Annotated in this window: 19 protein-coding genes; 5 read left to right on the top strand and 14 right to left on the bottom strand. The window is 73.2% G+C overall.

All coding sequences use genetic code 11. The annotated features are described in order from the left end of the window. Positions 1-20: 20 nt before the first annotated feature. From ACSP50_RS14370 to def, 5 genes are all read right to left on the bottom strand, one after another. Positions 21-1,244 carry a low temperature requirement protein A gene (locus tag ACSP50_RS14370; RefSeq protein WP_014689674.1) on the bottom strand — a complete coding sequence of 408 codons (1,224 nt, stop codon included), beginning with the start codon at positions 1,242-1,244 and terminating at the stop codon, positions 21-23. Between the two features lie 19 nt (positions 1,245-1,263). Continuing rightward, positions 1,264-1,779, bottom strand: coding sequence for a flavin reductase family protein (locus ACSP50_RS14375; RefSeq protein ID WP_014689673.1), 516 nt, complete (start codon positions 1,777-1,779; stop codon positions 1,264-1,266). A gap of 39 nt (positions 1,780-1,818) precedes the next feature. Beyond that, positions 1,819-2,340 carry a DUF3558 family protein gene (locus tag ACSP50_RS14380; protein ID WP_014689672.1) on the bottom strand — a complete coding sequence of 174 codons (522 nt, stop codon included), beginning with the start codon at positions 2,338-2,340 and terminating at the stop codon, positions 1,819-1,821. A gap of 119 nt (positions 2,341-2,459) precedes the next feature. Continuing rightward, the gene (locus ACSP50_RS14385) at positions 2,460-2,831 is read right to left on the bottom strand and encodes a hypothetical protein (RefSeq protein ID WP_014689671.1); all 372 of its coding nucleotides are present in this window, start codon (positions 2,829-2,831) and stop codon (positions 2,460-2,462) included. A 123-nt stretch (positions 2,832-2,954) separates the two neighbouring features. Next, positions 2,955-3,500: a peptide deformylase gene (def, locus tag ACSP50_RS14390; protein ID WP_043511352.1), complete on the bottom strand. Its 546-nt coding sequence runs from the start codon at positions 3,498-3,500 to the stop codon at positions 2,955-2,957. Positions 3,501-3,707: 207 nt separating this feature from the next. On the opposite strand from def, the gene ACSP50_RS14395 reads away from it, so the two are divergent. Continuing rightward, on the top strand, positions 3,708-4,625 hold the full coding sequence (locus ACSP50_RS14395) for a cation diffusion facilitator family transporter (RefSeq protein WP_014689669.1): 918 nt from the start codon (positions 3,708-3,710) through the stop codon (positions 4,623-4,625). 3 nt (positions 4,626-4,628) lie between these two features. On the opposite strand, the gene ACSP50_RS14400 is transcribed toward ACSP50_RS14395, so the two are convergent. Further along, positions 4,629-6,137, bottom strand: a complete 1,509-nt coding sequence (locus tag ACSP50_RS14400; RefSeq protein WP_014689668.1) for a polysaccharide lyase family 1 protein — start codon at positions 6,135-6,137, stop codon at positions 4,629-4,631. Positions 6,138-6,894: 757 nt separating this feature from the next. Between ACSP50_RS14400 and ACSP50_RS14405 the strand changes: the two genes are divergently transcribed. Further along, positions 6,895-7,758 (top strand): SDR family oxidoreductase, encoded by an 864-nt coding sequence (locus tag ACSP50_RS14405; protein ID WP_014689667.1) that lies wholly within the window; start codon positions 6,895-6,897, stop codon positions 7,756-7,758. A 54-nt stretch (positions 7,759-7,812) separates the two neighbouring features. On the opposite strand, the gene ACSP50_RS14410 is transcribed toward ACSP50_RS14405, so the two are convergent. From ACSP50_RS14410 to ACSP50_RS14420, 3 genes are all read right to left on the bottom strand, one after another. Then, positions 7,813-8,388, bottom strand: a complete 576-nt coding sequence (locus ACSP50_RS14410) for a Dps family protein (RefSeq protein WP_014689666.1) — start codon at positions 8,386-8,388, stop codon at positions 7,813-7,815. A 113-nt stretch (positions 8,389-8,501) separates the two neighbouring features. Then, complete coding sequence (locus ACSP50_RS14415; RefSeq protein ID WP_014689665.1) at positions 8,502-8,717, bottom strand: hypothetical protein; 216 nt, start codon at positions 8,715-8,717, stop codon at positions 8,502-8,504. Between the two features lie 64 nt (positions 8,718-8,781). Next, the gene (locus tag ACSP50_RS14420; RefSeq protein ID WP_014689664.1) at positions 8,782-9,624 is read right to left on the bottom strand and encodes a LysR family transcriptional regulator; all 843 of its coding nucleotides are present in this window, start codon (positions 9,622-9,624) and stop codon (positions 8,782-8,784) included. Between the two features lie 73 nt (positions 9,625-9,697). On the opposite strand from ACSP50_RS14420, the gene ACSP50_RS14425 reads away from it, so the two are divergent. Continuing rightward, positions 9,698-10,972, top strand: coding sequence for an MFS transporter (locus ACSP50_RS14425; RefSeq protein ID WP_014689663.1), 1,275 nt, complete (start codon positions 9,698-9,700; stop codon positions 10,970-10,972). Positions 10,973-11,034: 62 nt separating this feature from the next. Continuing rightward, positions 11,035-11,493, top strand: a complete 459-nt coding sequence (locus tag ACSP50_RS14430) for a hypothetical protein (RefSeq protein ID WP_052311568.1) — start codon at positions 11,035-11,037, stop codon at positions 11,491-11,493. A gap of 80 nt (positions 11,494-11,573) precedes the next feature. On the opposite strand, the gene ACSP50_RS14435 is transcribed toward ACSP50_RS14430, so the two are convergent. After that, the gene (locus ACSP50_RS14435; RefSeq protein WP_014689661.1) at positions 11,574-13,337 is read right to left on the bottom strand and encodes a thiamine pyrophosphate-dependent enzyme; all 1,764 of its coding nucleotides are present in this window, start codon (positions 13,335-13,337) and stop codon (positions 11,574-11,576) included. Between the two features lie 28 nt (positions 13,338-13,365). Beyond that, on the bottom strand, positions 13,366-15,126 hold the full coding sequence (locus ACSP50_RS14440) for a hypothetical protein (protein ID WP_014689660.1): 1,761 nt from the start codon (positions 15,124-15,126) through the stop codon (positions 13,366-13,368). Between the two features lie 106 nt (positions 15,127-15,232). Here ACSP50_RS14440 and ACSP50_RS14445 point away from each other — a divergent pair, with 106 nt between their 5' ends. Next, positions 15,233-16,987: a hypothetical protein gene (locus tag ACSP50_RS14445; RefSeq protein WP_014689659.1), complete on the top strand. Its 1,755-nt coding sequence runs from the start codon at positions 15,233-15,235 to the stop codon at positions 16,985-16,987. Positions 16,988-17,003: 16 nt separating this feature from the next. Here ACSP50_RS14445 and ACSP50_RS14450 read toward each other — a convergent pair whose 3' ends face one another. Genes ACSP50_RS14450 through ACSP50_RS14460 form a run of 3 tightly spaced genes read right to left on the bottom strand, consistent with a single transcriptional unit; the run spans position 17,004 to position 21,042 of the window. Beyond that, positions 17,004-19,022: a transglutaminase domain-containing protein gene (locus ACSP50_RS14450; RefSeq protein WP_014689658.1), complete on the bottom strand. Its 2,019-nt coding sequence runs from the start codon at positions 19,020-19,022 to the stop codon at positions 17,004-17,006. Next, positions 19,019-20,014 carry a DUF58 domain-containing protein gene (locus tag ACSP50_RS14455; protein ID WP_014689657.1) on the bottom strand — a complete coding sequence of 332 codons (996 nt, stop codon included), beginning with the start codon at positions 20,012-20,014 and terminating at the stop codon, positions 19,019-19,021. The genes ACSP50_RS14450 and ACSP50_RS14455 overlap by 4 nt, the downstream gene beginning before the upstream one ends. Beyond that, positions 20,011-21,042, bottom strand: a complete 1,032-nt coding sequence (locus ACSP50_RS14460; protein WP_014689656.1) for a MoxR family ATPase — start codon at positions 21,040-21,042, stop codon at positions 20,011-20,013. The genes ACSP50_RS14455 and ACSP50_RS14460 overlap by 4 nt, the downstream gene beginning before the upstream one ends. Between the last annotated feature and the right edge of the window lie 81 nt (positions 21,043-21,123).

A 21,123-nucleotide genomic window follows, 5' to 3' on the forward strand; every position in this document is an offset into this window, starting at 1 on the left:
TAGTAGACGATCGTTGCCACCTAGGGCGCCGCCTCGGTCGCGACCGGGGTGACCGGGGTCGTCAGCCGGCGGTAGCCGATCTGCCACAAAGCCAGCAGCAACAGCCCCGCCACCAGCGACCAGGCCGGCAGGTGCGCCCCGAGAACGCCGAGCAGGGCGGCGCCGGCCGCCGACGGCAGCGCCCAACCGGCGGTCCAGCGGCCGGCCGCGCGGGTCACCCCGAGCGGCCCGCCGACCAGGAAATAGACGGCCGCACCGCCGCACAGCAGCCAGCGGCCGGCGGACCCGCCGTGCGCACCGTCGCCGGCCGCGGCCATCCCGCCGAGCCCGGCCGCGATCGCCACGATCGCCGCGGTGGTCAGGTAGTGCACCGGCATGGTCAGCCGCAGGGCGCGGGACCAGGCGCCGGCGACCGGGGCGGCGGCCGAGCCGTACTGCAGGGTGAGCCACCACAGCGCGACGAGGAGACCGAAACCGACCAACACCAGGATCCACATCTCGTACGACCATTGCTCGGTCCCGGCCGCCTCATTGACCAGCTGCGCGACCGCCTCGCCGAGCACGATGATCACGAACAGGCCGAGCCGTTCGCCCAGGTGCGGCCGGTCGGCGGCGGCCGCCGACGGCACCGGGTCGGCCTCGTGCCAGGGCGCGATCCGGCGGACCAGCCGGGTCGTCCAGCGGCGCTGGTCCCGCTCGTAGTCGCTGATCTGTTCGGCCAGCACCCGGTCGGGGGAGCCGGAGGCGCGCAGGGTGAAGCCCAGGTCGACGACGATGCCGAGCACCCACAGCCAGTACCGGGCCGGTTCCTCGAAGCCGAGCGAGGCGACCCACGGGACCAGGCCGATCGCCTGGTGCACGCCGGGCCACTCGGTCATCACCTCGTTCGACCGCTTCCATGAGGCGACGGCGAGCATCCGGCAGGCGACGTAGGCGATGATGAACGGCTGCGGCCGGTCGTGCTCGGCCAGCTGCGGCACCGACGCGGCCATCACCGCGATCCCGAACATCGCGGACAGCATGGTGAGCAGATGGGTGCCGGTGGCCGCCACGTTGGCGTACAGCGTGAAGCCGGTCCACACGCTCCACATCGCGTAGTACAGCACCGCGAAGATCAGCAGCTGCCGGCCGTCCGGCCCGGTGTGCAGCAGGTGGGCCAGCTGGGCGACAGCGGCCACGATGACCAGGTCGAAGAAGAGCTCCAGCCAGGTGGCGTGCCGTTCCTCAGTGGTGGCGTGCGACATGTGCGGAAATTTATCGCAGTCACCGTACGCCCCGCGTGTCGCGGGCGAGCGTCGTGAATTCCCGGGCGTGGTGGATCAGCGGGTCGTCGTCCGGTCCGTGGAAGACCTCCAGGACGGTGGCGACCACCAGGGTGGAGCCGCCGACCGGGAGCCGGTGCATCGGCGCGCAGCGCAGCGCGGCGACCGCGTCGGGCAGGATCGGCTCGCCGGTCGGCAGGGTGCGCCAGCCCTGCGCCGGGGTGAACCGGTCGCCGGCCGTATGGGCGAACTCCCGGGCCAGGCCGGCGTGCCGCGCGCCGAGCAGGTGCACCACCAGGCTGGGGGAGTCGAGCAGGGCGCGCGCCGACCGGGTGCCCAGGACCGAGAACGACAGGGCCGGCGGGTCGACCGCGACCGAGGCGACGCTCGACGCGGTCAGTCCGGCGGGGCCGTCCGGGCCGGCCGCGGTGATCACCGCGACCCCGGTCGGGTAGCGGCGGAAGGCGCCCCGCATGCGGTCGGCGACGTCCAGGCGGGGCTCGGTGTCCAGATCCACCCGGGGACCGTAGAACCTCAACCCGAATTCAGGTCAACCTCAGATGCGCGGGATCACAACCTTGGCGACCTTCTTGGCGTCGCCCAGGTTCTGCTCGTCGCTGCCGCCGCGGGAGTAGACGTCGACCTGCACGGTGCCGTACAGGACGTACAGGTGGCCGTTGGCGGTGAAGGCGGCCTGGCCGACGCCGTCGACGTCGTGCGCCTCGGCGACGGTGACCTTGAAGTCGTCGGCGGTGGTGCGGCTCAGGAAGAGGGCGAGCTGGCCGCTGTCCTGCTGCCATTGGCAGAAGCGGGAGACGTCACCGGGTGCGGCGCCGTCCCGGTCGACCTGGGTGATCCGGCGACCGGTGAGGCTGGTCACCTCGGCCCTGGACAACAGCGTACAAGGATCCGGAATGTCGCCGTTGTCCTTGATGGAGGTCGGCGAGACGGAGGCCGCGGAGACCGCGGGGGTCGGCGCGACGGTCGGCGCCGGCGCGGCGTCCGCGTTGTTGATCACGCCGCAGCCCGCGCTCGCCAGCAGGACGACCGGGACGAGAGCGGTGCGGCGGTGCTTCAACAGGGTCTCCTTAACGCGGTGTGCGAACAGCGCATCACAGGAGGCCGCCAAAAGCCCAGGTCAGTCACCCGGTAGGTGGTAGGAGGGCCGCGGTGGACACGCACCGCGGCCCCCGTCGTTCATCCGCGCGGACCGGGCCCGCCCGCGTGGTGCGGCCAGCCCGGCAGGTCCGGGCCGCCGGGATGCCCGGTCGCGCCGGGATACGCCGGCCGGCCCGCGGTCGACGGACCGCTGCCGCCCCGGCGCACCACCAGCTGCCACAGCCCACGGTAGACGCCGTCGCCCCGGTCACAGGTGTAGTTCAGCCAGCGTCCGACCAGCTTGCCGGCCTGGCCGGTCCACTGGCAGTCGCCCAGCTGGCCGAAGTATCCGGCGACATCGACGTTGAATCCCGGCGGCGGGTTCCCCGCGGCCTGGGCCGGCGCGGCACCCACGGCGAATCCGGAGACAACGCCGGCGGCCGCCATGAGCAGCCCTTTCGCCTTGTTCATCCCTTTCAGCCTCTCTGTTCGGGAGTCGCATGCGCCCCGAGTAGAGCAGAGCCGCGCCGGGACACGGGCGTTGTCCTAGCTTTGCGCCCGGGTCCGGGACCGGGCGCGGATAATGGCCTGGGGTCAGTGCGGGCTGACCCGCACCTCGGGCGCCGCCAGGCCCTCGAACCAGGCCGCCTCGCGCAGCGTGGCGAGCAGCCGCTGCCGACCCGCCTCGTCCTGCCGGTCGAGGAACAGGATGCCGTCCAGGTGGTCGGTCTCGTGCTGCATGCAGCGGGCCAGGATGCCGTCGCCGACCACCTGCACCGGGTCGCCCTGCTTGGTGAACCCGCGGGCGCTGACGTTCATCCGGCGCCGGGTGTCCAGGTAGATGCCGGGAATCGACAGGCAGCCCTCCGGCCCGTCCTGCTCCTCGTCGTCGGGGAACTCCAGCACCGGGTTGACCAGATGGTCGAGCCGCAGGTCGTTGCCCGGCAGGTCGGGATTGATCGCGAAGACCCGCAGGCTCACGCCGATCTGCGGGGCGGCGAGCCCGGCCCCGTGGGACCGCAGGAGCGTCTCGGTCAGGTCGCGCACGAGCCGGTCCAGCTCGGCGTCGAAGTCGGTCACCGGCTCGGCGACCCGCCGCAGCACGGGGTCACCCACTTTGCGAATGTCAACCACGGTCACAGGGGAACCGTACTCCCCGGGCGGCCCGCGACACTGACATCCGTCACCGTCGAACCGTGACGATCGGGGGCGGTACCCGGCCGGGAACGTCCATAGTGTCATCGGCGCCCTGTCGGATCACCAAGTTCAGCCTGGTCGGCGGCGTGCACGTGGAACGGGTCTGATCGCCGGGTGTGCCCGGCGTCCGGTGGGGGTATCGCGTCGGACGTGGACGATGAGCGCAAGGGCCCGGAGAAGGGCGACAGCACCTGGACCGTGATCGTGGCGGTCGCCGCCAACCTGGCGATCGCGATCGCGAAGATCGTGGCGGCGCTGCTGACCGGTTCGGCCTCCCTCTGGGCGGAGGCCCTGCACTCGGTCGCCGACACCGGCAACGAGGTGCTGCTGCTGATCGGGCTGCGCAAGTCGCAGAAGGGGCCGGACGCCCGGCACCCGTTCGGCTACGGCCAGGAACGCTACTTCTGGACGTTCCTGGCCGCGCTCGGCATCTTCCTGATCGGCGGCGTGCTGTCGATCGGCGAGGGCGTGCGCAGCCTGCTGGCCCCGGAGCCGGTCGACTCGTTCTGGGTGGGCGTCGGCGTGCTGGTCGTCGCCGCCGGTTTCGAGAGCTACTCCTGGTACACCGCGCACAAGCAGCTGCGCCGGGAGGCCGACGAGCGGGACCGGTCGATGCGCCACCACCTGCGGCACGCCTCCGACCCGAGCGCCACCACGGTCTTCCTGGAGGACACCGCCGCCCTGATCGGCCTGGCCGTGGCGCTGACCGCGCTGGTCCTGCACGAGACGACCGGCTGGGCCGGCTGGGACGCGGTCGGCAGCATCACCATCGGCCTGCTGCTGATCGTGGTCGCGTTCCTGCTGGCCCGCCGGTCGAAGGCACTGCTGCTGGACGAGTCCGCCCCGGCCGACGTGCTGGACCCGATCCGGGAGCGGGTGGACCGGCAGGACTGGGTGGCCCGGGTCGGTGACCTGCACGCGGTCTGGGTCGGCCCGTCCCAGCTGCTGGTCAACGTCCGGGTGACCCCGACCGACTCCGACGAGCTGGTCGAACGGGTCACCCGGTTGCGCCGGGACCTGCAGGACGACGACGTGATCGCACTGGTCACCGTGACCCTCGAAGCCTGACGCTCAGGACGCGTAGGTCTCGAACTCGGCGATCCGCGGCGTACCGGAAGCCGTGATGATCTTGAAAGTGATCCTGGTGAGCGACACGGCGGGGAAGGTGATCACACCGGATCCGCTGCCCGACGCGAGGACCGCGCCGGTCGCGCCGTTGAGGATCCGGTACGTCGTGACCGCGCTGCCGATCTCCCGGACGTTCACCCGGGAAACCGTGGTCGCCGAGCCCCACTTGATCGAGATGTCCCCGGTCGACCCGCTCGGCGACCAGTAGGTGCCCGCATCGCCGTCCTTGACGTTGCCGTAACTGGTGCCGCCCGCCTTGCTGGACCCGTCCGCCCCGGCGCCCAGGCTCAGGTTCGTCCCGCTCGGCGGCGTGGTGGCGGACGGCGTCGGGCTGCCGGTCGCGCTCGGGGAGGTGGTCGAGCATCTGCCGTCGGACACCTTCAGCCCGGTGTTCGCGCCGGCGGTCTGCCGCACGATCGCCGGCACGCAGGAGGCGGCGTCCAGCGTGTACGCGTACGGGATGCTCACGCTGGTGTTGGAGACCGGGTCCGGGCCGGCCGGGTTGGTCTCGCCGTCCGGTGCCGTCCACGTCACATTGTCGAAGATGTTCCCGCTGACCTGCCAGTATCCGGCCGCGTCGGTGTAGAAGGTGCCCAGCACGTTCTGCGAGTCCTGGAAGTAGTTGTTGTCCACCCGCGCCTTCGCCCCGGCCCGCGAGTTGATCCCGGACTTGTTCAGGCGCACGTAATAGTTGTTGTAGATGTGCGCGATGCCGCCCCGCAGCAGCGGCGTACGGGAGTCGATATTTTCATACAGATTATGGTGGTACGTGATGTAGCCGTTGCCGAGGTCGCTCTCGCTGGAGCCCACCAGCCCGCCGCGGCCCGAGTTCCGCAGGGTGCTGTAGGACAGCGTCACGTACTGCGTGTTGTCCTTCATGTCGATCAGGCTGTCGTACCCCTGGGCCTCACCGCCGGAGGCCAGCAGGTTCACGTGGTCCACCCAGACGTTGCGGACGGTGCTCTCCATCCCGATCGCGTCCCCGCCGTTCGAGGTCGGCGAACCGGACTTCTTCACGTTCTGGATCTGCACGTTCTGGATGATGATGTTGCTGGAGTCCCGGATGTGGATGCCCAGCTGGTCGAAGACCGCCCCGGCGCCGACCCCGACGATGGTCACGTTGCTGACCTGCTTCAGTTCGATCTTGTCGGCCGCGGTGTTGCAGCCGGCGCCGGAGACCTTGGTCGTGTTGCCGTGGTTGATGGTGCCCTCGACCTGGATGACGATCGGGGTGCTGCTGGTGGCCCGGCTGCACAGCGCCTGATGGATCTGCGTGCCGGTGGTGGCATGCACGACCGCCCCGCCGGCGCCGCCGGTGGTCCCCCCGTTCTGGCCGGCGTAACCGGTGGCGCCGGCCGTCGCGGCGTTCGCCTGGGGGAGTGGCAGGGCGACGGCGATGACCCCGGCGGTGACGGCGGTCCCGGCCGCCGCGATGATGCGGTTTCTCTTCACGATGCGGCGCTCCTTGGGGATGGGATGCAGGAAAGCGCTTTCCTATGCTGGTGTGACCGAGCATAGAAGCCCAGCGATTAACAAACAAGAAACACGCCCGTTTGCATTTTGTTGCATTTGACAGCGCGCCGAACCGCTCTTCCGGGCCGTTGCCGCCGTCCCGCTGGGCTCCGCGCACACCCGCGCGCTGGGCTCCGTGCACACCCGCGCGCTGAGCGCTGCGGACATCACGGCGTGCGCTTGGCTCTGCGGACACCGGCGCGCTTGGCCTCGCCGACATCGGCGCGCCTGGTCCCGTGGACACCACGGCGCGCCTCGCCTCGCCTCGCGCAGCATGGCGCGCCTCGCCTCGCGCAGCATGGCGCGCCTCGCCTCGCGCAGCATGGCGCGCCTCGCCTCGCGCAGCATGCCGCGCCTCGCCTCGCGCGCAGCACGGCGCGCCTCGCCTCGCCTCGCACGCACCGCCTCGCGCGCCAAGCCCCGCGCAGAGGATGGTGTGCCGTTACGCCATATCGGACCGTCATGGCAGCCGCCCGGCGAGCGGTGTGATGGTGGTGGTCGCGTCCCAGGTGGAGGCGGTGGGATCCGCGGTTGGTGGCGCGGATGGTGGTGGGTGATGGTTTTCCTGGCGGCCTTTGCGGTGGCGCACCGTGGCGGGAGTGAGGGCGCGCTGCGGGGGACCGGTGGCGCTTGCTGCGCAGGTGGCGGCTTCCCGGTGAGGTGGTTTTGGTCGGGTGGTGCGGGGAATGCGGCGCGCATGACGACGACCAAGGAAGATCGGCAGGCGGAGGAGCGGCAGCAGCAGCCGCCCGGGCACACCGGGCTGATGAACCGCAAGCCGGATCACGGGGAGGATTCCTACCGCGGGTCGGGTCGGCTCATCGGGAAGAAGGCGGTGATCACCGGGGGTGACAGCGGTATCGGGCGGGCGGTGGCGATCGCGTTCGCCCGGGAGGGCGCCGATGTGCTGATCTCCTACCTGCCGCAGGAGCAGGACGACGCGCGGGAGACCGCGGCGCAGGTGGAGGCGGCGGGCCGCCGGGTGGCGCTGGCGCCCGGCGACCTCACCGACCCGGCGCAGGGCGCGAAGATCGTCGAGCAGGCGGTGCGCGACCTCGGCGGGATCGACGTGCTGGTCAACAACGCGGCGTTCCAGATGACCCACGAGAGCGTCGAGGAGGTCACCGACGAGGAGTGGCAGCACACCTTCGACACCAATATCACCGCGATGTTCCGGCTGGTCAAGGCGGCGCTTCCGCATCTCGGCAAGGGCGCGTCGATCATCAACACCAGCTCGGTGAACTACGACATGCCGAAACCGACACTGCTGCCGTACGCGACGACGAAGGGCGCGATAGCCAACTTCACCGCGGGGCTGGCGCAGATGCTCGGCAGCCGCGGGATCCGGGTGAACGCGGTCGCCCCCGGACCGATCTGGACGCCGCTGATCCCGTCGACGATGCCGCCCGAGCAGGTCGCGGAATTCGGCAAGAATACGCCGCTGGGCCGGGCCGGGGAGCCGGCCGAGGTGGCGCCGGTCTATGTGCTGCTCGCCTCGGACGAGGCCAGCTTCATCTCCGGCGCGATCATTCCGGTGACCGGCGGAAAACCTATCCTGTGATCACCCGGGAATGCGAAAGGGCCGCCGGTTCGGCGGCCCTTTCGTGCCCGGCAATCAGCGCTTGGCGCGTTTCGCGGCGGTCTTCTCGTCGCGGACCCCGCTGGTCACCAGCGTCCCGTCCGCCGATTCCAGATGCGCCCGGACGAACCAGTGGAACTGCTCCAGCTGCCCGGCCTGCGCGATCAGCAGATCCTGGGTGACCGGGTCCGGCTCGTCGGTCTTCTCGATCGCCTCCCGGTGTGCCTCCAGCACCCCGCTGTAGACGATGTCGAGCGCGGCCAGGTGCGAGTTCGTGTCGGCGCGCCCGATCGAGTAGTCGTCCCAGGTGCGCTGCGCGACCAGCGCCCCCGGCGTGCCGACCGGCGAGCCGCCCAGCGTGGCGATCCGCTCGGCCACGTCGTCCACCATCACCCGGACCGCGTCGACCTGCGGGTCGAGCATCTGGTGCACGGCGATGAAGTGCGGGCCGACCACGTTCCAGTGCACGTGCTTGAGGGTCAGCGCCAGGTCGTTGAGCGCGTTCAACCGGTCCTGCAGCACCGCGATGATCTCGCCGGCCACGTCGGGCTTGAGGCCCGGCACGGTGTAGCTCGGGCTCGTGTTGCTGACCGTTCGCTTGCGTGGGGGCATGCGCGTCTCACTCCTTCGTGCGGTTACGCCGTGGCATTTCCCCGGTGGGATCACCGGCAAACGAAAGGGGCGGGAAGGTGGGATCGAGCCCACATTCCCGCCCCTTCCGCCGATCAGACGTGCTGCGTCTCGGTGGTCGACGGATGCAATTCCGCCGTCGTCTTCCGGACGAAGCGGCCGGTGCTGGTACTGCGGTGCACCTCACGCTCGCCGCTGTTCTTGCCGACCCGCTCGGTGGTCGTGGTGCGCGGTTCGCGCTCCGCGGTGGACTGCTTGACGAAGCGCCCACTGCGCGCGCTGCGGTTCACATCGTGTTCCTTGCCGGCCATGTCGCGTCATCCTCCTTCGTCGCTTGTCATTTCTCTTGCCCGACGGAGGCGAATGGAAACGTGTTCATGTGCCGATTCCGAGTCGCCCGGCGAGCGACGCGACGTCCAGGGCGGCCGGCGGCGGCCCCGGCGTCACCAGGGTGAGCCGCAGCAGGTGGCGCACCGGCGCGGCGGTCACCGTCTCCTCCGGGCGCGCGTGGATGCGGGCCAGGCACCCCGGGAGCAACACCGGGAGACGGTACGTCCGGGCCAGCCGCACCGCGGTCTCCGCCGTCGCCGCGGCCCGCGGTGCCGCGCCCAGCGTGGTCAGCCGCGCCCGCAGCACCTCGGCGGACATGTCGAACGTGTACACCACCACCTGCCGGTCCCGGTACGGCCGCCGTCCCCGCCCCGGCCCCGCCACCCCGGCCGGGAACAGCATCGCGTGCCCGTCGCGTCCGATCGGGGTCGCCACCACGCCCGGCGGCAGCACCACCTGCTCGGCGATCGCGACCACCGCCGCGTCCAGCGACCCCTCGGCCACCCAGGCGATCAGCCGGTCCCCGTGGTCGGCCACCTGGGTGACCGGCGGGTCCAGCGCCGGGAACAGCAGCGGCGCCAGGCTGGAGAACGTGCCGACCGACAGTGGTCGCTCGCGCGCCGCCGCCCGGGTCTGCTCCACCAACGTCGCCAGGTGCTGCAGGATGTGCGCCGCCCGCTCGGCCATCTCTCGCCCCGCCCCGGTCGGGCGCGCCCCGGTCGGATCCCGGTCGAAGAGCCGCTCACCGACCCGCCGCTCCAGCGCGGCCAGCCGCTGACTCGCCGACGGCTGACTGACCAGCAGCTCGCGCGCCGCCGCACCGACCGACCCGAGCCGCGCGATCGCGGTCACCAGGCGTAGATCGTCCACCTCCGGCAATGAACCCATAGGCACACCCTATGGCTGCCGGGCACTCCCTGCCGGCTACCCACGGTCACCGGAGGGCGGCAGCCTCGAGGGCATGAGGGACTACCGCGACCTGGCCGCGCTGCTGCTCACCACCTTCGTCAGCTGGTTCGGGCAGCGCCTGACCGCGGTCGCGTTGCCACTGGTCGCGCTGGCCGCCACGGGATCCGCGGGCAGCACCGGCCTGGTCGCCGGCGCGGCCGGCCTGCCGCTGGTCACCGCCGGCTGGTGGGCCGGCCCGCTGCGCCGCCGGGTCACCACCGGGCGATCGCTGAGCGTCACCCTCGCCGCGCAGGCGGCCGGCCTGCTGATCGTCCCGGTGGCCGCGCTCCTGGGGCGGGTCACCGTCGTACCGCTGATCGCCGGAGGCCTCTTCGCCGGAGTGGCCGCCGCCGTGGCCGGCCCCGCCCGCCAGGCCCTGACCGCGGACCTCGCCGACCGGATCGGCCCCGGCACCGCGGCCCGGGCCCTGGCCTGGCAGGACCTGGCGCACCGGGCCAGCATGGTGATCGCCCCGCCGCTGGCCGCCGCGGCGGTCGCCGCCGGACACACCAACGCCTTGCTGTGGTCCGAAAGCGCCGGCATCGCCGTCGCTTCCGCGCTGCTGTCGGCCGTACGCGGTGACCCGGCCCCCGCCCGCGCCGCGACCCCTGCCCGAGTCCGCGTCCCCGCGGCCGCCTCTGTTCCCGCCCCCGTGCCCGCACCGGAACCGGCGGCGTCCCTGCGCGCGGTCTGGCGCCGTCATCCGGACCTGCGCCGCGTCCTGGTGATGAGCGCGGCCGCCGGCCTGGTCTGGTTCGCCTTCACCCTCGGCCTGACCGTCCTGGGTGCCGGCTCGGGCCGCCCCGGCGTGCTGATCGCCGCCGGCATGACCGGTTACGGGGCCGGATCGATCGCCGGTGCCCTGCTCGCCCCGCTGCTCACCACCCGGCTCCCGGCCCTGCCCACCGCCGCCGCCGGCTGGATCATCCTGGGTCTGGCCTTCATCGCGATCGCCGCGGCCGCCGGCTCCGTCCCACTCATCGCCGGCTGCGCGGCGATCGGCGGCGCCGTCGTCCCCTTCGGCATCGCCGCCGCCAACACCCTGATCAGCACCCGCACCGCGGGTGCCGAACGCCGGGCCGCGTTCGCCGCGGAGAGCATCCTGCACGACGGCTCGGCCACGCTCGGCATGCTGCTGGGCGGCCCGCTGATCGCCCTGGCCGGCCCCCGCCCCACCCTGCTGGCCGCCGGCCTGCTGCAGATCGCCGTCGCGCTACCGGTCCTGCTCACCGCGCGCCGCGAGGTGACCGGCCGCGGCTGCCCGCCGCCGGTTACCGGTCCCGCGTAGGGGTCGCCCGGGTCGTGGGATACCGGTTTCACCCCGTGGTCCGGCGGCCGAAAATGAAGGCTGTGGATGTCATCGTGCAGCGAGTCCGGACCACCTGGAGCAAGCAGTCCCGCGGCAACCCGGGCGCGGCGCTGCGCAGCGCCGTCCCCGAGGCGTTCCCGCTGCCGGCGGCCGGCGCGCCGCTCTTCCATGACATCACCGTCGCCGAGGACGAGGATTTCGTCCCCCGCGAGGCGATCCTCCCGCAGCCCCCGGCCGCCGCGTTCGGTCTGCGCCTGGTCGGCAACGCCCTGCGCGTCCAGCTGCCGAACGGCCACGGCGCTCCGGCACGCGCCCCGCGCCCGGTGCTGACCCTGCGCCGCGGCGACTGGCTGCGCTGGCACCTGAACAACCGGCACGCCGAGCAGACCGGCTGGTATTACAGCCAGACCACGGTCAGCATCGCCTTCGGCCCCACCGCCCCGGACACCTTCCTCGGCGCCCCGCCGCACACCATCGACGAGCGCGCCCGCCTCCGCTGACGATCGGCCCGCCGCACGCCACGCGGTGGGGCGCCGCGTCCGGCTCCTCGAGGGTGAGGCCGTGCCGGGCGCGGACAGGCTCAGCCCTTCAGCTGCTGGATCTTGTCCTTGAACAGGGTCGTCGCGATCGACGACTTGTGCGGCTGGCCCTTGAGCCACGCGGTGGCGAACTTCTTGGCCTGGTCGTAGGTGACTTTCCCGGGCAGCGGCGGCTCGTCCGGGTTGACCGCCACGTCGAGCAGCGCCGGGCCGGGATACGCCAGGGCCTCCCGCAGCGCGCCCGGAAGGTCGCCGGGCTTGGTGACGCGCACGCCGTGACCGCCGCTGCCCGACGCCCACCCGGCGAAGTCCGGCAGCGGTTCGCCGAAGCGGACGCCGTGCTCGGGGTAGCCGAGCACCATCTGCTCCCAGAGGATCTGGCCCAGCGCGTTGTTGTTGTTGATCACCACTTTGACCGGCAACCGGTACCGGACCGCGGTGTGGAACTCGGCCATCAGCATCGCGAACCCGCCGTCACCGACGTACGCGATCACCTGCCGGCCGGGGAACGCGTGCTGGATCCCGATCGCGTACGGCAGCCCCGGCGCCATCGTCGCGAGCGTTCCGGACAGGTAGAACTCCCGGTTGCCGCGGATCTGCCAGTGCCGGGCCGCCCACGTGGCGACGGTGCCCGAGTCGCAGGTCAGCACCGCGTCGTCGGCCGCGTGCCGGTCCAGCAGGTGGGCCAGGTACTGCGGGGCGATCGGGTCGCGGTCGGGCGCCTCCAGGGCCGCCATCGCGTGCTGCCAGTCCGCGTACCTCTCCCGGTAGCCGCTCAGATGTGTGCCGGTCTTGCGGGTCAGCAGCGGCAGCAGCGCCCGCAGGGTGGCCCCGACGTCGCCGACCAGCGGTACCTCGGTGGGGATCCGGGTGCCGGCCCGGGCCGGCTCGATGTCGACCTGGACCACCCTCGCCCTGCCCGGCTCGGGCAGGAACTTGGTGTACGGGAAGTTGGTGCCGAGCATCAGCAGGGTGTCGGCCTCCTCCATCAGCTCCTCGGCCGGTCTGGTGCCGAGCAGGCCGAGGCCGCCGATCGTGTACGGCGAGTCGTCCGGAACCACCATCTTGCCCATCAGCGACTTGACGATCGGCGCGTCCAGCGCGGCGGCGGCCTCCTCGACCAGCGCGCCGGCACCCCGGGCGCCGATCCCGGCCAGGATCGCCACCTTCTCGCCGGCGTTCAGGATCTCGGCGGCTCGGCGCAGGTCCTCGTCGGCCGGCCGGACCGCGGGGGCGAGGTAGATCGGCGACGTCGACGGCGGCCGGACCGGTGCCACCGACTGGTACGGGTCCTGGTGCGCCGGCGCGATCTGCACGTCGTTCGGCACGGTCAGGTGGGCGACCCCGCGGCGCGCGTACGCGGTCCGGATCGCCACGTCGACGACCGTCGGCAGCTGCGCCGGGTTCATCACCACCTGGTTGTACTCGGCCACGTCCTCGTACAGCCGGTCCAGCGCCACCTCCTGCTGGTAGCCGGTGCCCAGCACGCTGCTCTCCTGCAGCCCGGTGATGGCCAGCACCGGCACGTGGTCCAGCTTCGCGTCGTACAGCCCGTTCGCCAGGTGGATGCCGCCCGGTCCGGAGGTGGCCAGGCACACGCCGATCCGCCCGGTCGCCTTGGCGTGCGCGACCGCCATGAACGCGGCCGCCTCCTCGTGGTGCACCAGTACGAACCGGACCTTGTCGGCGTGCCGGCGCAGGCCCTCCATGATCCCGTTGATGCCGTCGCCCGGGATGCCGTACACGGTGTCGACACCCCAGGCGGCCAGTCGCTCGATCAGAACCTCGGAAGTTATCTCAGCCACTCAGTGGTGCTACCCGGATGGGGCCGCTTCATTCCGCGGCGGGGAAAGCCGCCGGCGCGGTGGACGACGCCTGCGGGTCCGGGGTCAGCACGATCGGCGCCTCGATCAGGTGCGGGCGCAGCCGGTCGTCGGGAGCCAGCCACGACTCGTGCGGAGCGCCGTCCGGCACCGCGCGCCAGCGCCGGGACACCTTGCGCACCCCGATCGGATAGATGGTCAGGGTGCCGTCGGCGGCCACGTGGAACCGCAGGAACGACTTCGAGTCCACGATCCCCTGTGCCGAGAACAGCTCGTTCACATTCACGTCGAAGCGGGCGGCGATCAGCAGATAGACCGCGACCAGTTCGGTGCCGGCCAGCCCGGACACCACGCCGTAGATGACGATCTCGGCGATCAGTGACCACGGCCACGGCCAGTCGTGCAGCGGCAGCTCCCACCACGCCCAGGTGCCCAGCGCGGCCAGCGCCAGGTGCGCGGCGCCGTGCAGCAGGCCCAGCACCCGGCGCCGGAACCCGCCGCGGACCGACCTGCTCAGGTGCGCGAACGCGTACGACCCGGCCACCACCAGGGCCATCAGCACGACCAGCGGGGCCAGCGCGAACTTCTGCAACGGGCTGCCGAAACCGCTCTTGAGGACCCCGCTCGCGGCGAGCAGCATCATGGTGTGCACGGCGCCGATCATGCCGATGAAGCTCGGGTTGTCCTTGGGCAGACGACCGAAAATGCTTGCCGCGTACGCCTGTGACCGCAACTTCCCCGGGAAACGCGAGCGGAGGCTGTACTTCACGCGCGGCGACGGCGAGGGCAGGTCGGCCGGCGGCACCTCGATCGTCTCCGGCAGCTGGTGGGTGGGGTACAGGTAGGCGCCGCCACCCCCGCAGGTGATCAGCTCCCGCTCCGCGCCGGAGTACCGCGCGTAGTGGTGCCAGTCGCCGGAGACCATCAGCCGGATCTTCGCCCCGGTCGGCTCGATCACCGCCCGCACGAAGTAGTCCAGCGACGCGTACACCTCGGGCACGTCGTCGCCCTGCACCCAGGTCGGGCTGGCGGTCGCCACGATCACCCGGGTCTGCGGGCCGAAGTTCGCGGCGACCCGGCTGAAGTAGGCGAGCTGCGGGTCGTCGATGTAGGTGGAGTCCTGGTCGTCCAGGGCCAGCAGCCACCAGTCGCCGGGCAGCTGGACGGCGAAGTACGACCGGTGCTGCGGCAGCCGCCACCCGCCGATCCCGGTCCGCCGGGTGCCGGTGAACAGCCGCAGGAACGCGGTCAGCCCGTCGTACCAGTCGTGGTTGCCGGGCAGCGCGTACATGGCCGGACCGGCGCCGTCGCCGGGCGGGGTGCCGGGCATCGCCGCGTGGTACGGCCCGACCAGACGGTCCTCGTACCCCTGCGCGCTCGGGGTCGGATACACCTCGTCACCGCCGAGGATCAGCGCCCGCCCACGCGGCAGGTCGTGCTCGCCGACCTTGAGGCTGGGCTGGGCCAGCAGGTACGCGATCGAGTAGGTGGCGTGGAAGCCGTCGCCGAGGTCGGCCACGAAGTCGATCCACGCCTCGCCGTCCGGCCCGGCCTCGCGGTGCACGTCGTTCGGGAACGACGCCTGCAGCTCCCGCTTGTCCAGGTAGCCGCCCTGGATGCCGGCCAGTGCCACCCGCAGCCCGGTGCCGGCCAACTGCACGGGGGACAGCCAGGCGACCGGTTTCGCCGGGGTGAAGCCGAGCTCCTGCGGCGTGAAGGCGGCCGGCCGCCGGGCCGGTGCCGACATCGCCTGTTCGGGTCCGTGGGTCATCAGTGTCCTCCCCTGGGGTGCTGGGAAAGGAGTACCAGAACGCGAATCCCGGTCGCGCGGGAGGCCTTATACGCTGGGCGGGGCGCCGCGGAAGGGACCAGCTGAGTTGGGCATCGAGGACGATCTGTTCCTGCTGCGAGCCTACGAGCCGGTGGTCCGGTTCACCGAGGGGGAGTGGTTCTTCCCGGTCTCGGTCGACAGGTACGTGAGCCGCGCCGGCCTGTGGCGGGCCGAGCCCGGCGCCAGTCCGGTGCAGGTGGCCCGGCCCGGCGAGCTCACCCTGGACCGGCTGGCCACGGCCGGCGGCGCCGAGCAGGGCCTGCGGTATTCGCTGTCCGGGATCGGCGGGGACACCACCCACCACGCGCACATCCCGCTGCGGGAACGCCCGCCGCACCTGGCCCGGGCCAGCCGGCTCGCCCAGGTCGGCCTGACCGCCCGGCTGGTCGACGCGATGAACCGGTTCTCGCTGCTGTTCCGCGGCAGCGTCCCGGGCGGCAGCGCCGCGCACTCGTTCCTGCTGCAGCGCGACCACCTGGAGCCGCACCGCCCCACCTACTACGGCCGGGTGTTCCGCGAGGAGCCGTGGATCGTCCTGCAGTACTGGTTCTTCTACTCGTTCAACAACTGGCGCTCGGCGTTCGGCGGGGTCAACGAGCACGAGGGCGACTGGGAGCAGGTCACCGTCTATCTCGACGGCACCGGGGTGATCGACCAGGACGGTCTGCCGCCGGCCCGCTGGGTGGTGTTCTCCGCGCACGACGAGGTCGGCGACGACCTGCGCCGGCGCTGGGACGACCCGGACCTGGCCGTCGCCGAGGACCGGCACCCGGTGGTGTTCAGCGGGGCCGGCTCGCACTCCGGCGCCTACCTGCCCGGCGATTACCTGATCACGGTCCGCCCGCCGAAGCTGCGCGGCCTGGTCCGGGCGCTGCGCTGGTCGGCGCGGCTGCTCGCGCCGTGGTCCGGGGAGGACCGGCAGACGCTCGGCATCCCGTACGTCGACTATGCCCGCGGCGACGGCCGGGCGATCGGACCCGGGCACGACGAGGGCTGGCACCCGGTCCTGATCGGCGACGACACCCCGTGGGTGCGTGACTTCCGCGGCCTGTGGGGCCGCGACACCCGGGACCGGCTCGGCGGCGAACGCGGCCCGGCCGGCCCGCGCTATTCCCGCGACGGCACCGTGCGGCAGGCGTGGGCCGATCCGGTCGGCTGGGCCGGCCTGTCCAAGGTCGTCCCGAACCAGGCCGCGGAGCGGCAGCTGGCCGAGATCCGCGCCCGGCGCAACGACGAGCGCCTGGACACCCTGGACCGGGAGATCGACGCGCTGCGGCACGACCTCGCGGTGTCCGCGGCGGGCCTGCCGGCCGGCGCTCCCGAGGTCCGCGCCCTCGCCGCCGACGAGCAGCGGCTGCTCGCCCTGCGGATGGAACGCACCCGGCTGGCCGACGAGCAGAGCCGGATGGCGACCGTCTGGCCGGTCGTCGAGGACCCGCACGCGCACCTGCTGCACCGCCGCCTGCCGATGGAGACCGCCACCGGACTGCTGGGCCGGGCCCGCTCCTGGTGGGCGGTGCTGAGCACGCCGCTGATCCTGTGGGCGCTGGGCGCGGTGGTCTCGCCGCTGCCGATCGCCGGCAAACAGACCGCGCTGATCCTGCTGCTCACCCTGCTCACCGTCGAGGGCCTGGTCCGGCAGAAGTTCTGGGCGGTGCTGCTGCGCCTGCTGCTGGCCTTCGTCGCGTTGCTGCTGCTGGCCCTGCTCTGGCTGGACGGCCGTTACCTGGTGAACTTCGCGTTCTTCGCGGCCGCCCTGCTGGTCCTGCTGGTCAACATCCGGGAAGCCTGGCGCCGCTGATCCGGGGCCGGGCGGCTCACCGCGCGCGGGTGCGCAGGCGGCTCGGATACACCAGGGTGCGCCAGCGGCGGAGCCGGAAACGGGCCGGCCGGGCGCACCGCCAGGCCTGGGCCGCCTCGGCCGCGGTGCACGGCTGGGTGCCGTACAACGCCTTGTCGGCCAGCGCGGCCAGGGTGGCCAGCGCCCGGTTGTCCCGGCCGCCGGCGGCGGCGAGCGCGGCACTGACGTCGAACGGTGTCATCGTGCGGATCCGGGCCGGCGCGAGCGCGCCGTGGGCCGCCTCGTCCAGCACGTCGTGCCAGGCCCGGGCGATCCGGTCGGCGGGCGGTCCGCCGCGGCGCCGCCAGGCCCGGCGCAGCACCGGCAGCACGAGGGTGACGGCGAGGTATCCGCCGACCGTCACCGCCGCGGCCAGCAGCAGGGTCACGGTCCGCCGGGCCGGTGCGGGAGCCGGCTCGGCCACCGGCGGCGGGGTCTGCGTCGGGACGTCCCGGGTGACCTCGTCCGGTGGGGCGCCCGCCGGTGGCGGCACCGTGTCACCGGGCCGGACGGCGGGCGGGGTGGGCTGGTAGTCGACCCAGCCGGGCCCGGCGTAGCGGAGCTGGGCCCAGACCAGGGCGTCCGCCCCGTACACGGCCCCGGGGGTGTGCGGCTGGAAGCCGACCACCAGCCGCGAGGGAATGCCGAGTTCCCGCATGAGCAGGGCGAACGCGGTGGCGAACTGGACCGTGGTGCCGATGCCGCGCGGCCCGAGCAGCCGGACCACCGAGCCGGTGCCGGCGGTCGCGGCGGCGCCGGTGACATTGCGGCGATGGGTGCTCAGATACCACTCGACCGTGCGGGCCCGCGCCGCCGCCGTCATGCCCGGCTGGAGCGGGACGGACCGCAGGAAGGTCCGCAGGGCGGTGCGGATCTCGGCGGGCACCGCCGTCTCCGCGGCGTCGCCGGCCGCGGCCGGGGCGACGATCGGCTCGGCGGGTGCGGTGTGCGGCACCGAGCCGATGTCGTAGGCGGCGCCGGTGGCCGGCCGGCGGTCGGTGAGCAGCACGCCGTCGACCGGGTCGACCGCGGTGACCGGCTCGGTCACCCGGGCCGGCCGGTCCGCGGCCGGCAGGTACGGTCCGGTCAGCGCGCCCAGCACCACGTGCTGCCGGACGCCCGGCTCCGGGCCGCCCGCCGGATAGGGCGGCACGCCCAGGCCCGCCGGTACGAAGGCGGCCCCGGACGACCAGCTCACACCGTCGTAGGTGTCCAGCACCGCCAGCCGCCACCGGGACACCGGATCGCCGGTGGCGGTGAACAGCGGAAGCGTCGGTGTGGACAGCCAGCCGGCCACCTGGTCCAGCAGGTCGGCGCTCCGGTTGGCCCGCTGCGGCGCGACGAAGTACCGCCGCGGATCGGCCGTGCCGGCGTCCGGCGTCGCGGGCAGCCGGACCAGGGCGGCGGCCGCGATGAGGAGCACCACGGCCGCGGCCGGCAGCGTCCGGGCCGCGGCCGGCCGCAGGAGCAGCACGAGCACCGCCACGATGCCGATCGCCAACGGGACGGTCTGCCGGGTCGAGATCCCCGCGGCGACGATGCCGCACCCGGCTACCGCCAGCGCCGGGATCAGTGCCTCCAGCCCGCCGGTGCGGCGGCGGGCGAGGGTGGCACCGGCCGCCGCGGCTGCGGCGGCCAGCACGGTGGGCACGACCGCGTACCGCTCGGGCAGCGGCAGCGTGACCCGGAGCGTTTCGCTCAGGCCGCCGGCCAGCACGTCGCCGAGCGCCCGCGTGCGGCGCGGCGCCGCACCGGCCGCCACGGCGGCGAGCATCCCGCAGCCGAGCGCCAGCAGGATCGCCACCGGCGCCCGGAGCGCCGCCCGGCGGGGCCGGCCGTACGGTGTGAGCAGTCCGGTGAGTACGGCGGCCGCGGTGACGGCGGACGGGACGTGCCCGCCGGCGAACGCCGGGGCGAAGGTGAGCCCGGCGGCGGTCGCCGCGGCACCGGCGGCGAGCCGGTCCACCAGCGCCCCGATCCGCTCACGGGTGGTCATCGGCGCAGCCATCGGCGCCACTGCAGCGGCGCCCGGCCGTCGGCCGCCACGAGGATCAGGTCGTCCTGCGCGAACAGCGGCTGCAGGGCGGCTCGGCGCCCCGGGTCCGGCGTGACGACGACGGTCGTCCCGGCCCGGGCCGCCGGGCGCAGCACCCGGGCGTCGGTGGTCGGCTGGACGGCCAGCAGCTGTGCGTCGGCCTCGGCACCGGCCGGCCAGACGCGTCCGGAGGTGGACAGGGCGAGGCTCGCGCCCGCGCGGCAGAACGAGAAGGCGAGGTCGACGGCATCCTCGAAACCGCCGGCCTGCCCGGCCGGCGCGTGGTGGTCGAGGACGACGACCAGGCTGTCGGTCAGCGTGGGCGCGAACTGGCGGGAATAGAGCCGGTCGTCGCCGGCGCGGGCCGACGCGGCCCAGTCGATGTGCCGGACGTCGTCCCCGGGTTCGTATTCCCGCAGGCCGGCGAACGCGACGCCGGGACCCCACAGGCTCGCGGCCCGGCCGTCCTCCTGCCGGTCGACGAAGGGCGGCGCGGCCTCCAGTGGCAGCAGCCGAGGCATCACGGTGACGTGGACCGCCTCGCTGGTGAACGGCAGCTGCCGCCGCCACAACGCGAACGGATCGTGCACGGTGACCGCCTCGGCGACGATGAGGAGACGGCCCCGGGGCAGCGGCGGACTGGTCCATTGCCGCGGGGAGCGGCCGATCGGCAGATCCACCCGCTCGCCCGGGGGGTCGATGCGCAGCCGGACGAGCGCGCGCCGGTCGGCGGCGACCGAGACGATGATCCGGTCGCCGCGCTCGGCCCGTGTCACCGCGCAGCCCAGCTCCACCCGGGCGCCCCCGCCGGCGGTCAGTCGGAGCAGCACACCGGCCGCGAGCAGGACCGCGGCGAGCAGGGCGACGACGAGGGCGGCGGGGTAGCCGAGCAGGAGCCAGCCGGCCGTCCCGGCGGCGCCGCCCACGGCGACCAGCACACCGTTCGGGGTCATCGCCGGGCGTTCCGCGGTCGGGTGACCGGGACCTGGCCGGTCGGGACGGTGCCGAGGATGCTCTCCACGATCGCCCGCTGCTCCGGCGCGCCGCCGGGGCCGGTCAGCATCAGCCGGTGCGCCAGCACGTCGGCCGCGACGTCGCGGACGTCTTCCGGGCGCAGGTGCGCGGGCTGCTCCGGGGTGCCCGCGGGCCGCCGGACCAGCGCCGAGACGCGGGCCGCGCGGAGGAGGTCCACGCTGGCGCGGGGGCTGGCGCCGAGCACCACCGCGGGGTGCGTGCGGGTCGCCTCGACGACGGCGAGCAGGTAGTCGTAGACGGCGTCGCTGACCGGCAGCGCGGCGGCCTGCCGGGCCATCTCCCGGAAGACCGACACCGGCCAGGCCGACGCCGCGTCCTCCGGCCGGTCGGGCGGCGCGGCATCGGGCCGGCCGTGGGTCTTGAGCAGGGCCCGCGCGGCCTGCCGATCCGGGTAGCCGAGGCTGAGTCTCATCAGGAACCGGTCCAGCTGCGCCTCGGGCAGCGGATAGGTGCCCAGGCTCTCCAGCGGGTTCTGGGTGCCGATCACCATGAAGAACTCCGGCAGGTCCTGCTCGTGCCGGAAGGCGGTGACCCGTCGCTCCTGCATGGCCTCCAGCAACGCGGACTGGGTGCGCGGCGAACATCGGTTGATCTCGTCGAAGAGGACGATGTTCGCGATCACCGGGCCGGCCCGGAAGGTGAAGTCGTCCCGGCCGCGCTCGTACACCGAGGTGCCGATGATGTCACTGGGCAGCAGGTCCGGGGTGCCCTGGATCCGGTTGACCGTGCCGCCCGCGAGCAGCCCGGCGAGGGCCTTCGCCAGGGTGGTCTTGCCGACCCCGGGGCGGTCGTCGAGCAGCAGGTGGCCGCCGGCGAGCAGGCAGATCACCGCCTTCTCGACGACCTCGGCCTTGCCGTACACCGTTCTGCGCACCTCGGCGGTCAACGCGGCGAATCGCGGGGAGAAGTCATCGGCGATGGCCGGCGTCTGCCCGTCGAGGTGCATCGTGCCTCCCTACCGCCGGCCCGGTGGCCGATCGGGCCCCCACGGTAGCTTCCAGTGAAGATCCGATGGCGGATTGTCATC

Origin of the sequence: Actinoplanes sp. SE50/110, from assembly GCF_900119315.1 — a bacterium.
In the GTDB taxonomy this organism is placed as follows: domain Bacteria; phylum Actinomycetota; class Actinomycetes; order Mycobacteriales; family Micromonosporaceae; genus Actinoplanes.

Coding starts and splice junctions, on each gene's coding strand:
- ACSP50_RS14370 (WP_014689674.1), bottom strand. CDS start 1,244: ATGTCGCACGCCACCACTGAGGAACGGCACGCCACCTGGCTGGAGCTC.
- ACSP50_RS14385 (WP_014689671.1), bottom strand. CDS start 2,831: ATGAACAAGGCGAAAGGGCTGCTCATGGCGGCCGCCGGCGTTGTCTCC.
- ACSP50_RS14405 (WP_014689667.1), top strand. CDS start 6,895: ATGACGACGACCAAGGAAGATCGGCAGGCGGAGGAGCGGCAGCAGCAG.
- ACSP50_RS14410 (WP_014689666.1), bottom strand. CDS start 8,388: ATGCCCCCACGCAAGCGAACGGTCAGCAACACGAGCCCGAGCTACACC.
- ACSP50_RS14415 (WP_014689665.1), bottom strand. CDS start 8,717: ATGGCCGGCAAGGAACACGATGTGAACCGCAGCGCGCGCAGTGGGCGC.
- ACSP50_RS14420 (WP_014689664.1), bottom strand. CDS start 9,624: ATGGGTTCATTGCCGGAGGTGGACGATCTACGCCTGGTGACCGCGATC.
- ACSP50_RS14425 (WP_014689663.1), top strand. CDS start 9,698: ATGAGGGACTACCGCGACCTGGCCGCGCTGCTGCTCACCACCTTCGTC.
- ACSP50_RS14440 (WP_014689660.1), bottom strand. CDS start 15,126: ATGACCCACGGACCCGAACAGGCGATGTCGGCACCGGCCCGGCGGCCG.
- ACSP50_RS14450 (WP_014689658.1), bottom strand. CDS start 19,022: ATGACCACCCGTGAGCGGATCGGGGCGCTGGTGGACCGGCTCGCCGCC.
- ACSP50_RS14455 (WP_014689657.1), bottom strand. CDS start 20,014: ATGACCCCGAACGGTGTGCTGGTCGCCGTGGGCGGCGCCGCCGGGACG.
- ACSP50_RS14460 (WP_014689656.1), bottom strand. CDS start 21,042: ATGCACCTCGACGGGCAGACGCCGGCCATCGCCGATGACTTCTCCCCG.